The sequence below is a fragment of the Pelovirga sp. C15f genome (genome assembly GCF_057178085.1).
In genome coordinates this window covers 721,470-733,117 of the sequence record NZ_JBXUCV010000002.1, presented here as the reverse complement: position 1 = coordinate 733,117, position 11,648 = coordinate 721,470, and the positions used below count along the sequence as shown (strand labels likewise).

Annotated in this window: 13 protein-coding genes; 8 read left to right on the top strand and 5 right to left on the bottom strand. The window is 53.3% G+C overall.

Features of this window, described 5'->3' with window-relative positions:
* The first annotated feature begins 6 nt into the window (after positions 1–6).
* The 8 genes from odhB (at position 7) to AC1931_RS08570 (ending at position 9,499) form a co-directional block, all read left to right on the top strand.
* Entirely contained in the window at positions 7–1,278 is a 1,272-nt protein-coding gene (gene odhB, locus AC1931_RS08605; protein ID WP_483876841.1) for a 2-oxoglutarate dehydrogenase complex dihydrolipoyllysine-residue succinyltransferase, read from the top strand.
* A gap of 48 nt (positions 1,279–1,326) precedes the next feature.
* Positions 1,327–2,736, top strand: coding sequence for a dihydrolipoyl dehydrogenase (lpdA, locus tag AC1931_RS08600; protein ID WP_483876840.1), 1,410 nt, complete (start codon positions 1,327–1,329; stop codon positions 2,734–2,736).
* Positions 2,737–2,811: 75 nt separating this feature from the next.
* Positions 2,812–4,116, top strand: coding sequence for a M23 family metallopeptidase (locus AC1931_RS08595; RefSeq protein WP_483876839.1), 1,305 nt, complete (start codon positions 2,812–2,814; stop codon positions 4,114–4,116).
* A gap of 232 nt (positions 4,117–4,348) precedes the next feature.
* Positions 4,349–5,419 (top strand): BMP family ABC transporter substrate-binding protein, encoded by a 1,071-nt coding sequence (locus AC1931_RS08590; protein WP_483876838.1) that lies wholly within the window; start codon positions 4,349–4,351, stop codon positions 5,417–5,419.
* Positions 5,409–6,986, top strand: a complete 1,578-nt coding sequence (locus AC1931_RS08585) for an ABC transporter ATP-binding protein (RefSeq protein WP_483876837.1) — start codon at positions 5,409–5,411, stop codon at positions 6,984–6,986. The genes AC1931_RS08590 and AC1931_RS08585 overlap by 11 nt, the downstream gene beginning before the upstream one ends.
* Positions 6,983–8,053 carry an ABC transporter permease gene (locus AC1931_RS08580; protein WP_483876836.1) on the top strand — a complete coding sequence of 357 codons (1,071 nt, stop codon included), beginning with the start codon at positions 6,983–6,985 and terminating at the stop codon, positions 8,051–8,053. The genes AC1931_RS08585 and AC1931_RS08580 overlap by 4 nt, the downstream gene beginning before the upstream one ends.
* Positions 8,046–8,966 (top strand): ABC transporter permease, encoded by a 921-nt coding sequence (locus AC1931_RS08575; protein WP_483876835.1) that lies wholly within the window; start codon positions 8,046–8,048, stop codon positions 8,964–8,966. The genes AC1931_RS08580 and AC1931_RS08575 overlap by 8 nt, the downstream gene beginning before the upstream one ends.
* Entirely contained in the window at positions 8,963–9,499 is a 537-nt protein-coding gene (locus AC1931_RS08570) for a phosphoribosyltransferase family protein (RefSeq protein WP_483876834.1), read from the top strand. Before AC1931_RS08575 ends, AC1931_RS08570 begins: the two co-directional genes overlap by 4 nt.
* Before the next feature lie 84 nt (positions 9,500–9,583).
* Here AC1931_RS08570 and AC1931_RS08565 read toward each other — a convergent pair whose 3' ends face one another.
* The 5 genes from AC1931_RS08565 to AC1931_RS08545 all read right to left on the bottom strand — a co-directional run bounded on the left by AC1931_RS08565 (position 9,584) and on the right by AC1931_RS08545 (position 11,608).
* Positions 9,584–9,949 (bottom strand): hypothetical protein, encoded by a 366-nt coding sequence (locus tag AC1931_RS08565; protein WP_483876833.1) that lies wholly within the window; start codon positions 9,947–9,949, stop codon positions 9,584–9,586.
* Between the two features lie 82 nt (positions 9,950–10,031).
* Entirely contained in the window at positions 10,032–10,541 is a 510-nt protein-coding gene (locus AC1931_RS08560) for a type 1 glutamine amidotransferase domain-containing protein (protein ID WP_483876832.1), read from the bottom strand.
* A gap of 239 nt (positions 10,542–10,780) precedes the next feature.
* Positions 10,781–10,993, bottom strand: coding sequence for a hypothetical protein (locus AC1931_RS08555; RefSeq protein ID WP_483876831.1), 213 nt, complete (start codon positions 10,991–10,993; stop codon positions 10,781–10,783).
* Between the two features lie 109 nt (positions 10,994–11,102).
* On the bottom strand, positions 11,103–11,348 hold the full coding sequence (locus AC1931_RS08550) for a GSU3529 family protein (protein WP_483876830.1): 246 nt from the start codon (positions 11,346–11,348) through the stop codon (positions 11,103–11,105).
* Complete coding sequence (locus AC1931_RS08545; protein WP_483876829.1) at positions 11,348–11,608, bottom strand: GSU3529 family protein; 261 nt, start codon at positions 11,606–11,608, stop codon at positions 11,348–11,350. The genes AC1931_RS08550 and AC1931_RS08545 overlap by 1 nt, the downstream gene beginning before the upstream one ends.
* Positions 11,609–11,648 lie beyond the last annotated feature (40 nt).

Sequence of the window (11,648 nt, the reverse complement as noted above, 5' to 3'; positions counted from 1 at the left end):
TAACTTATGGAGATCAAGGTACCCCAGGTAGGCGAGTCGATTGTCGAAGCTGAAATTGCGGAATGGCTCAAAAAAGACGGCGACTACGTAGAAAAAGATGATCTGCTCTTAGAACTCGAAACGGAGAAGGTCAATGTTGAACTGAACGCCGAAGCAGCCGGAAAGCTGACCATCCTTGCCCAGGATGGCGAGACGGTGAAAATCGGTGCGGTCATCGGACGCATCGACCCCTCTGCCGAAAAAACTGACAGTCCAGAGGGTTCGGACAAAGATAGAGAAGAGCCCCGGCAGGAAGAAAAGACCAGCAGTAAAGAAGCCTCTGGAAGCAAAGAAGAGGGCAGTAAAAAAAACCGGCAGGATGAGGCTGAAAGCAGCGCCAGGCCGATGAACCCGGCGGTACCGAAAATTGCGGCCGAGCGCGGCATCGATCCGCAGCAGCTCAAGGGCAGTGGCCGCGACGGACGGATTCTGGTCGATGACATTCCGGCTGAGAGCGAGCAGAAAGATAAACAGGAAACACAGCAGAAATCGACAAAAACCGAGGACAAACCGGCGCCAAAGCCGGTCGCTGACCGCAGCGAGCGAACCGAGCGCGTAGCGATGACGCGCATCCGCCGCAAGATCGCCGAACACCTGCTCAAAGCCACGCAGGAAACGGCCATGCTCACCACCTTCAACGATGCCGACATGAGCCGGGTGATCGCCCTGCGCAGCAGCTACAAGGAAGCCTTCCTGAAAAAATATGATGTCCCTTTGGGCTTCATGTCATTTTTTGTCAAAGCCTGCGCCGAAGCCCTGAAAAGTTATCCGGAGGTCAACGCCAGCATCGATGGCACTGACATTCTCTACCATCACTATCGCGACATCGGCGTGGCCGTCGGCAGCAAGCGTGGTCTGGTGGTGCCGGTGATTCGTGATGCTGACCACCTCAGGTTTGATGAGATCGAAGCCACCATCCGCGATCTTGCCGCTCGTGCTGACAGTGGAAAACTGGGCCTGGAAGAGCTGGAAGGGGGCACATTCACCATTTCCAACGGCGGCATTTATGGCTCGGTGCTCTCCACACCTCTGCTCAATCCGCCACAGAGTGCTATTCTCGGCATGCATGCAATTCAGGAACGTGCCGTGGTACGTGACGGCGACATCGTCGTCCGCCCGATCATGAATCTGGCGTTAAGCTATGATCATCGCATCATTGACGGACAACAGGCGGTGAGTTTTTTGAAACAGGTTAAAACCTATATCGAAGCACCGGAAACCCTGCTGCTGAAGCTATAAAGCGCTGCGTTCTTCTTCAAATTAACGGATTAAGGAGTTGAATGATCCATGTCTGATACACATTATGATCTGATCGTTATCGGCGCCGGGCCGGGAGGTTATGTTGCCGCTATCCGTGCCACCCAGCTGGGCTTTAACGTCGCCCTGGTGGAAAAGCGTGAACAACTGGGAGGCGTTTGCCTTAATGAGGGCTGCATTCCGAGCAAGGCGCTGCTGGAATCCAGTGAACATTTTGCCCGCACCCGTCACGAGCTGGCAGAGCACGGTGTCGATGTGGGTGAGGCCAAACTGAACCTGAAGCAGATGATGACCCGCAAACAGGAGATTGTCAGCAAGTTGACCGGCGGCATTGCCGGGCTGATGAAAAAAAACAAGATCAAGGTTTACCAGGGGGCGGCCGAATTGCTGCCCAAAGAGGGCGATACCTGCCGGGTAACCATCCGGGCTGACAAGGAACAGGTACTTAGCGCCAAAAGCATCCTGCTTGCCACCGGCAGTAAGGCAATCGAACTGAAGCACCTCCCTTTTGATGGTGATAAAATCATCAACGCCCGCGATGCCCTGAGCTTGACGGAAGTACCGAAGCGCCTGCTGGTTGTCGGTGGGGGCGTTATCGGTCTGGAGATGGGCTCGGTCTGGAGCCGCCTCGGCGCCCAGGTCACGGTGGTGGAAATGCTCCCCCAGATTCTCCCGCAAACTGACCCCCAGGTCGCTCAAACCCTGCAGCGCAGTCTAAAAAAACAGGGACTCGATATCCGCTTGAAGACCCGCCTGGAAAAAGCTGATGTGGGTAACAAAGAAATCACTGTCACCCTGAATGCGGACGACAAACAGGAAGAGATCCTCTGTGACAAGATCCTGGTCGCCGCCGGTCGTCGCGCCCATACCGATGATTTGAAACTGGAAGCGGTCGATTTAACGTCCAACAAGAGCGGTCAGCTTGATATCGATGAAAATTTTCAGACCAGCACCAAAGGGATTTATGCCATCGGCGATCTGGTGGCAGGTCCGATGCTGGCGCACAAAGCCAGTGATGAAGGGGTCGCCTTTGCCGAACGCCTGGCTGGTCAGGCGGCAACCATCAACTATCCGGGCATCCCTGCGGTCACCTACACCTGGCCGGAAGTTGCGTCTGTAGGTCATACCGAGGAACAACTCAAGCAAAAGGGAATCGACTTCAGCGCCGGCAAATTCTTCTTCAGCGCCAATGGCCGTGCCCTTTGCAGCGGCATGAGTGACGGCTTTATCAAGGTACTGGCCACTCCTGACAGCGGACGGATCCTCGGCGTCCACATTGTCGGGCCCCACGCCTCGGAACTGATTGCCCCGGCGGCAACCGTCTATTCTTTTGCCGGCAGCATCCACGATCTGGCGGTTACATCGTTTGCTCATCCGACCCTGTCGGAGACCTTTAAAGAGGCCGCTCTAGCTGTGAACAAAGAAGCTATTCATGCCTGATCAAAATCCATGATAGCGCTGTTTTGTTAACCACCAAATGAAAACACAATCTGTACTTATATAAAGGATCAAGCATTGAAATCGTTAAAAAAACTGTTACTTGTCGTTATATTGATTGCCCTTGTCATCGCCGCTATCGCTTATTTTCGTGACACCAATCCACCCCAGGTGACCCTGACCCCGGCCAGCGGGCCGGTCTCGCCGGCAACCCCCCTGACTCTGCAGGTCAATGATGAAGGTACCGGGCTTAAGGTTATCGATGTCAATCTGGTGCAGGGAGATCTGCGTATTTCGTTGAACCGTCAGGAATTTCCAACACCGCTAAACCAGGCGACAATCGAACTGAGTCTGGAAGGACTGCGCCTGCGCGATGGGGCATTCACCATCGAAGTCAGTGCCACCGATCAGGCCATTTACCGGTTAGGAAAAGGCAATACCGCTGAAGAGTCTTTTGAACTGCTGAATGATTCCCGGCCACCGTCAATCTCGGTGATCAGCCGTGCCCATAACTTTACCCGGGGTGGTGCCGGGCTGGTGACTTATTCCCTGGATGAACCCGTCAAACACACTGGTGTAATCTTTGACGAGCATTTCTTCCCGGCATTTCAGCAGCCCTCAGGCATGTATGTGAGCGCTGTAACCTTCCCCTATTACCTGGATCCGAAGGATTTTGTTCCGCGCATTATCGCCGTCGATCTCGCTGACAATGAACGCCAGGCCGGCATCTATTACCGCGCCAACAACCAGCAGTTTCGCCAGCGTCAGATCAACATTACCGACAACTTTCTCGATATGACCCTGCCAGAATTTATTCATCAGGTGCCATCATTTGACACCCCGCTGGACACATTTCTTTACATCAACCAGGAGCTCCGCAAGCAGAACCGCGCTGCAGTAGCAGCCCTGGCGACAGAAACCGCCAACGAACCGCAATGGGAAGGGGCTTTCCTGCGCCAACCCAGAGCGGCACCACTGTCACTTTATGCCGATCACCGCACCTATTTGTACAACGGCAGAGAAATCGACCGGACGGTGCATCTTGGCTACGATCTGGCTTCAACCGTCCAGGCTGAAATTATTACCGCTAACACCGGAAAGGTTGTCTTCAGCGATTTTCTAGGCATCTACGGGCTGTGTATCGTGATTGACCACGGGATCGGCATCCAGACCCTGTACGCCCACCTGAGTCAGAGCCAGGTTGAAGTTGGTCAGCAGGTGAGCCGTGGCGACGTCATCGCCCGTAGCGGAGTAACCGGCCTGGCCGGGGGGGATCATCTTCATTTTGAAGTTCTGGTTAACGGCATTCCGGTGCAGCCCATTGAATGGTGGGATGCCAACTGGCAGCACAATAATATTGACAGCAAGCTGCAACCGGAATAATTACTTAGTGCTGCCGTGGATAGACAGCCCATCATCCCCGAGTGCTTTTGTCGGGGATGATGGGCCGTTACGGTCTTAAAAGATGCTGGAGTTCCGCCTGTGCGGGAATGACAATAAAAACCGGTTTTAAGCTGTTTATTCACCCTAGTCATAGCGGGTGCTTAAGCTCTCGGAACCACTGCGGCGGCAATTTTTGCCATTTCCTCTGACATGCAAAAAAAAGGATGAATCGATGAAAAAAACAATGATCATGGTGCTGGTGCTACTGCTTTGTGGACTTGCCGGACAAGCTCTGGCAGAGAACAAACAGGTCAAGGCTGGCTTTGTCTATGTTGGTCCCGTTGGCGATGCCGGCTGGACTTATGCCCACGACCTCGGTCGCCTGGAGATGGAAAAGCTTCCCTTTGTTGAACCCTCTACCTATATTGAGTCCGTTCCTGAAGGAGCTGAATCGGCCCGGGTCATTAACGGCCTCGTCCGGCGCGGTCATAATCTGATATTGACGACCAGTTTCGGCTACATGGATGCCACCATTGATGTTGCCAAGCGCAACAAAGATGTGGTCTTCATGCACTGCTCCGGCTACAAAACCGCCGAGAACGTCGGCACCTATTTCGGACGCATGTATGAACCGCGTTTCCTCTCCGGCATCATCGCCGGAAAGATGACAACCAAAAATATCATTGGCTATGTCGCCGCCTTCCCGATTCCGGAAGTTATCCGTGGCATCAATGCCTTCACCCTCGGCGTCCGCAGCGTTAATCCCGAAGCTGAAGTTCGGGTGGTCTGGACCCAGACCTGGTTCGATCCGGGTGTCGAGCGGGATGCCGCCGACAGCCTGCTGGATGTCGGCGCCGATGTCCTGGCAATGCACCAGGATGCACCGGCAACCCTGCAGGCAGCAGAAGCCCGTGGCGCCTACGTCATCGGCTACAACAGCGACATGCGCCACTTTGCTCCCAACGCCTTTTTGACCGCACCGGTCTGGAACTGGGGCGCTCTGTATACCCAACTGGCAGAGGCAGTGCATAAAGGAACCTGGAAGTCGGAACAGATCTGGTGGGGCCTTAAAGACGGGCTCGTCGGTCTTGCCGATATTCACTCCAGTGTCCCTGCTGAGGTGAAATCATTGGTTCAGGAACAAACCGCAGCCATCGTCGCCGGAACGTTTCATCCATTCAGCGGCCCCCTGAAAGACCGTGACGGCAATCAGATCCTTGCTGCCGGGGAAACCATGAGCGATGGAGATATGCTGAGCATGAACTTCTTTGTTGAAGGCGTTCAGGGTACTCTTGCCAAATAATTCGTTCTCCTACGACGGCACGCCCGGCAACGGGCGTGCCGATTTTTTTATGCAAGAGCTGCTGCAGATCCAGAATATCAGGAAAACCTTTCCCGGCGTTGTCGCTCTTGACGACGTCTCCTTTACCGTTGCGCCTGGAGAAATCCATACCCTGCTGGGCGAAAACGGTGCCGGCAAGAGCACCCTGATGAATGTCCTGACCGGACTCTATCATCCTGATTCCGGACACATGCATCTGGCCGGCGAGCCGGTCCATTTCACCAGCCCCCGCGATTCCCTTTCACGTGGTATCGGGATGGTCCATCAGCACTTCATGCTGGTACCTGCGCACACCGTCTTTGAAAATATTCTCCTGGCCCTGGACAAGGTCCCCCTGATCTACAACCGCAGACATTACCAACAGAAGATTCAGGAACTGATCGACACCTTCGAGCTTGATCTCGACCTGAACGCCAGCGTCTGGAACCTCTCCATCGGTGCCCAGCAGTGGATCGAGTTGATCAAGCTGCTGCTGCGCAACTGCCGCCTGCTGATTCTCGATGAACCGACAGCGGTACTGACCCCGCAGGAAGCCAACCGCCTGTTCAAGGTCCTGCGCCTGTTGCAGCAACAGGGAAAAAGCATCATCTTTATTTCCCACAAGATGCGTGAAGTCATGGAAATTTCTGACCGGGTGACGGTCCTGAAAAAGGGACGTAGCATCGGCACCCTGACCCATGGCAATTTTAATCCGGAAACACTCGCCGGTCTCATGATCGGTCAGGACAGAATCCCTGAATGGCAGAAAAACTTTCAGATGTCTGAAAAGATCGTTCTCGACATCCGCAACCTCTCGGTCCGCAATGATCGTGGTCTGGCCGATCTCGACAACTTCAACCTGCAACTTAAAGAAGGGGAAATCCTCGGCATCGCCGGCATCGCCGGCAACGGACAGAAGGCCCTGGCGGAAGCGCTGACCGGACTTAAAAATGTCAGCAAGGGACAAATCTTTGCCGGAGAGGTGGATATCACCTACAGCAGCGCCCGTTCATCCTATATTTCCGGCATTGCACATATCCCGGAAGACCGCAAAAGCATCGGCATTGCTCCCGATCTTGACGTGGCCGACAACCTGATTATGAAGAGTTTCAAAAACCCCCTGTTCCGCCGTGGGATTTTTCAGAACAAGACGGCTATCCGCCGCAACGCAGAGGACAAAGTGGCCCGTTTTTCCATCAAGACCGGCCCAGATGGTTCACCGGTGCGCTACCTGTCCGGCGGAAATATTCAGAAGGTTATTATTGCCAGGGAGCTGTCGGAAAGCCCCAAAGTACTGGTCGCCCTCTACCCGACCCGGGGTCTTGATATCGGTAGTGCCGAGTATATCCACAAGGTCATTGTCGACGGTGTCGGACGGGGCATGAGTACCATTCTGATTGCCGAAGACCTGGACGAACTGCTCAAGCTCAGTGACCGAATTGCCGTGATGTTTCGCGGCAGATTGATCGGCTATGCCGATCCCCGCCACACCAGCCGCGAAGAAATCGGTCTGATGATGAGCGGTGAACGCCGGAAGCCGTCCTCATGAAGCTGGTCATTGAACGGCGCGATATCTCATCGGCTCTGCTGCGCTTTTCCGCACCGATCGTCTCGATCCTGGTCGCACTGCTGTTTGCCGGTGTGCTGATTCTTGCAGCCGGTATCAACCCGCTTGACGCCTATCGCGAAATTCTTTACGAAGCGGTCGGTTCAAGCTATGGCCTCTCTGAAACCCTGGTCAAAGCAACCCCGTTAATCTTTGCCGGCCTCGGTGTCAGCCTCGCTTTTCGTATGCAGATCTGGAACATCGGTGCCGAAGGACAGATTTACATGGGGGCGATGGGAGCGACCTGGGTGGCCCTCTTCTCAGGGCTGGAGAATCATTGGCTGCTGATGGTCACCATGTTCAGCGCGGCCTTTATCTGCGGCGGTCTCTGGGCCGGGGTTGCCGGCTTGCTGCGCGCCCGCTGGAATGTCAACGAAGTCATTGTCACCCTGATGATGAATTACATCGCCATTTTATTTGTCAATTATCTCATCTACGGCCCCTGGCGTGATCCGCAAGGGTTCAATTTCCCCCTGACCGCACAGTTTGCCGATGCCGCACGTTTCGCCAATTTTTTTGATACCCGGCTCCACAGCGGATTCTTTCTTGCGCTGTTCTGTGCGCTGTTGCTCTATCTGTTTATGGAACGCACCATCTGGGGCTATCAGATCAAGGTCATCGGCAGCAACTCGCAGGCCGCCCGTTACGCCGGGATGCGCACCGGCGTCGCCATCTTTGCCGTCCTGTTCCTCAGCGGTGCCATTGCCGGTGTTGCGGGTTTAAGTGAAGTTGCCGGTCTTCAGTATCGGCTTCAGCACGGTATCTCGTCCGGTTACGGCTATACCGCCATTATCATCGCCTGGCTCGCCCGGCGCAGCGCCCTGGGGGTCATTATTGTATCGCTACTGATGGGTATCCTGCTGGTCGGTGGTGACAGCTTGCAGATGCTCTGGCAATTGCCTATCGCCTTTGTCTATGCCTTCCAGGGGTTGATCCTGTTTTTCCTGCTGGGGTCGGATTTTTTCATCCAGTACCGAGTCAAGCTGATCAAAGGAGTAAAAGGTGGTTGAAATCCTGCTTGATGCAACCGTGCGGGCGGGCACCCCGATTCTGTTCGCCACCCTGGGCGCCATCCTGAATGAGCGTGCAGGCATCATCAACCTGGGAATTGAAGGATTGATGCTGATCGGTGCCCTGGCCGGTTTTGCCGGCACCTTTTATTCCGGTTCGCCGGTGATCGGTATCCTGGCTGCCTTTGCTGTCACCTTTGCCGCCGGCAGTATTCATGCGCTGATTACGGTACAACTGCGCGGCAATCAGATCGTCAGCGGGCTGGCCATGACCATGTTCGGGATCGGGGTCACTGCCCTGTTCGGTCGCGGAATGGTCGGGCAAACCATCGGCGGCCTGGAACGACTGCCGATTCCGGGATTGTCGCAGCTGCCCATTTTCGGCCGCGCCTTTTTTCAGCAGGATCTGCTCATTTACACCAGCTTTGTCCTGGTCTTTCTGCTCTGGTTTTTTCTCTATCGCACCCGTATCGGGCTTGCCCTGCGGACGGTTGGTGAGAATCCGGCGGCGGCCGACACCTGTGGCATCTCAGTCAGCCTTTATCGCTTTTTAGCGGTTACTACCGGTGCCGGCCTGGTTGGCATCGGCGGTGCCTACTTAAGTCTGGCGATGACCCCCATGTGGATTGAGAACATGTCGGCCGGACGCGGATGGATCGCCGTCGCCCTGGTGATTTTTTCCGGCTGGTCAAGCGGCAAAGCCATGTTCGGGGCCTATCTGTTTGGTGGAATCACCGCCATGCAGTTGCGCTTTCAGGCGATAGGCACCGACATCAGTACCCATATCCTGCAGATGCTCCCCTATGTTTTTACTATTCTGGTGCTGGTCATATCAACAATTCGCCTGCAGAAAGGTGCCAGTCAACAACCACAGGGCCTTGGCCTGCCCTATGATCGTGAGGATCGCAAATGACAGTTACACAAGAATTGGTTGAACGTTTTCGCCGGGAAGGGACGATTCAGGGGGATGTCGTCAAGGTGGACAGTTTTCTCAACCACATGGTTGATCCATTGCTGATGGAAAAAATCGGGCAGGATCTGGCCGGGCGTTTCAGCAATCAGCAGATTGACAAGATCATCACCGCTGAAAGCAGTGGTATCATGGTCGCCCAGGCGGTTGCCACCGCGCTGAAGATTCCTTTTATCTTTGCCAAGAAAAAACGCTCCATCACCATGAAAAAGTTCTATACCGCCAGCAGTTATTCCTACACCAAACAGGAAGCGACGACCCTTTACGTCTCCCACGAGGTCTTGAACCCCGGGGAAAAGGTGCTGTTTGTCGATGATTTTTTTGCCAAGGGAACAACCCTCAAGGCCCTCACCGAAATCATCCGCCAGGCACGGGCCGAGCTGGTTGGTTGCGCGGTCATTATCAATAAATCAAAGCGCGAGGATATTTTGTCGGTTCTTCATCTGGATGAGTTGAGAACACTGCAACCATCGTGAAGATTTAAAGCTCAAAAGGCAAAAAGCAGATGCATGGTCCGGCCGGTGGGTACGTTTGTAAAAAATTGTTGTCATTGGGTTGAATTACGGCAATTCCAGATTGACGACTTTGCCACCATATTCATGGACAGAATCATGGGCGCGTACCGTGACCGCCCTGATATTATCAGGGATTTCAACTCCTGATAAACTCCTTGTAAATGGTTGTTCTTCAACATGAGGATGATGAAGGGTCCTGGTTCCTAAAACTATCCCGTCTCCGTCAATAATATCCCATTTATTTGCATAATGATCCCACCCGCTATCCTTGTGCAAAACGGTTACAGTAAAACTGTAAGAGTTGTTGCCCCCCTTACTGACTTTCACGTCAACAACATCAGCTTCTCCTGCAAAAGACGAAGGGGCCCAGAAGACTAAAAACAAAAGAACAAAATGTAGATTTTTCTTCATGACGCCTCCTGTTTTTTTGATTTCCAACGAGGTGGCCTATGCGTTGGTCGACGTAGTGTCGCGATCGTCTCGCGGGGTTGACCTACGTCGACAAGGCGGTGAGGAACGCTTTCATATACTCGGGGAGATCTGGTGGACGTCGACTTGATACCAGATTACCATCAACAACCACCGCCTGGTCATGCCACAGACCGCCGGCATTTTCCATGTCATCCTTGATGCCAGGCGTACTGGTGACATGTTTTCCTTGCAAGATTCCTGCAGAAATACTCACCCAGCCGGCATGGCAGATTTGTCCGATGACGTCTCCACGTGCATTCATGGTCCGGACGATGTCGAGGACGTCCGGGAAACGTCTGATTTTATCTGGAGCCCAACCACCAGGGATCAGCAGCCCCTCATAGTCATCGACACGCACCTCTGCATACGACAGGCCTGACACGGCAGGGACACCGTATTTCCCGTGATAGGTATGGTTTGCCTGTTCTCCGGCAATATCAACGGCATATCCGGCTTCTTGTAACCGGAGAATCGGATACCACAATTCCAGGTCCTCAAAGTCATCGTGGATTAAACTGAGAATCTTTCTCATCGATTACTTCTCCTCTACAGGTCGTTATTATTCCGGTAATTTTCAGCATCTACTCCTGGTAGCCTTCCTCACAGAACAGTATCATTGTATCAGGTTGATTGATGTGACGTCATCAGCACGCGTGAATGATCGATTATGGTATCGAACTAAAGACGGACGACGGTTCATGATAACCGGCGGCGATGCGAGGATTCTGGCCACCACCGTAATTTGGTTTTTTTTACAATTGCGAAAGAACGTTACCTCCTGCTTTTAAGTTCGTCCGTTTGTCGTATGTACTCTTCATATGGTGTGTTTGCACTTTCCATGCAGCGACGGTATTCTTCTTGATCAATCGCTTTCCTGCACTCATTCCTCTGCCATGCTTGGCCGGAGCTGTACAATTGTTGTGATGAACAACCCGTCAAGGAAAAAAATGTCGTCAATAAAACAAATAATGCTTTATTTTTCATAATATATCTCCAGAGCTACAATGATGCATATTGTATGCTATCAGGCTGCATCACAAAAGAGGATGGCGGCGGGCGGCACACCACACCCCCCCCCTTTTAGATTCAACAATCACGTATCGAGCAACCGCCTCAAGGTGTTAGCAAGAATGACATTATTCACCCCCATCCCCAGATACCCGGTCTGACCGTAGGTGTCGTACTGGGCGATCTGATCAATCAGGTTTTCAATCTCCGGTTTTCTGGAGCGGTGCCGTTCCTGATGATCGATTATAAACTGCACCTGCTCAGCCAGATAATCGGGCAATTCCTGTTCATCCTGAGCGATCTTCATCACCGCCTGGAGTTGCGGAAACATCAGTCCTGCCCCTCCTCCAGGCAGCGCAGGGTCCTGGCAATATCCTCGTGGTCGTACGCCCACTTGCAGCATCCCGCTTCAGCATAGACATCATACTCGCGCACTTGATCCAGCAATACTTCAACGAGATAATCCTTCCCTTCATATAATGACGGATTCCTCGCCACATGAAACACAGGATCTGCCAACCATTTTGGCAAATCACCATTGTCGTATTGTTCGCGTGTAATCTGCTCAAGCGCTGTAAAGAGTTGTTCCATAATCACCTTCCCTTAATTGACATTCAACCACGCTTGCACC

Coding starts and splice junctions, on each gene's coding strand:
- odhB (WP_483876841.1), top strand. CDS start 7: ATGGAGATCAAGGTACCCCAGGTAGGCGAGTCGATTGTCGAAGCTGAA.
- lpdA (WP_483876840.1), top strand. CDS start 1,327: ATGTCTGATACACATTATGATCTGATCGTTATCGGCGCCGGGCCGGGA.
- AC1931_RS08590 (WP_483876838.1), top strand. CDS start 4,349: ATGAAAAAAACAATGATCATGGTGCTGGTGCTACTGCTTTGTGGACTT.
- AC1931_RS08580 (WP_483876836.1), top strand. CDS start 6,983: ATGAAGCTGGTCATTGAACGGCGCGATATCTCATCGGCTCTGCTGCGC.
- AC1931_RS08570 (WP_483876834.1), top strand. CDS start 8,963: ATGACAGTTACACAAGAATTGGTTGAACGTTTTCGCCGGGAAGGGACG.
- AC1931_RS08565 (WP_483876833.1), bottom strand. CDS start 9,949: ATGAAGAAAAATCTACATTTTGTTCTTTTGTTTTTAGTCTTCTGGGCC.
- AC1931_RS08560 (WP_483876832.1), bottom strand. CDS start 10,541: ATGAGAAAGATTCTCAGTTTAATCCACGATGACTTTGAGGACCTGGAA.
- AC1931_RS08555 (WP_483876831.1), bottom strand. CDS start 10,993: ATGAAAAATAAAGCATTATTTGTTTTATTGACGACATTTTTTTCCTTG.
- AC1931_RS08550 (WP_483876830.1), bottom strand. CDS start 11,348: ATGTTTCCGCAACTCCAGGCGGTGATGAAGATCGCTCAGGATGAACAG.
- AC1931_RS08545 (WP_483876829.1), bottom strand. CDS start 11,608: ATGGAACAACTCTTTACAGCGCTTGAGCAGATTACACGCGAACAATAC.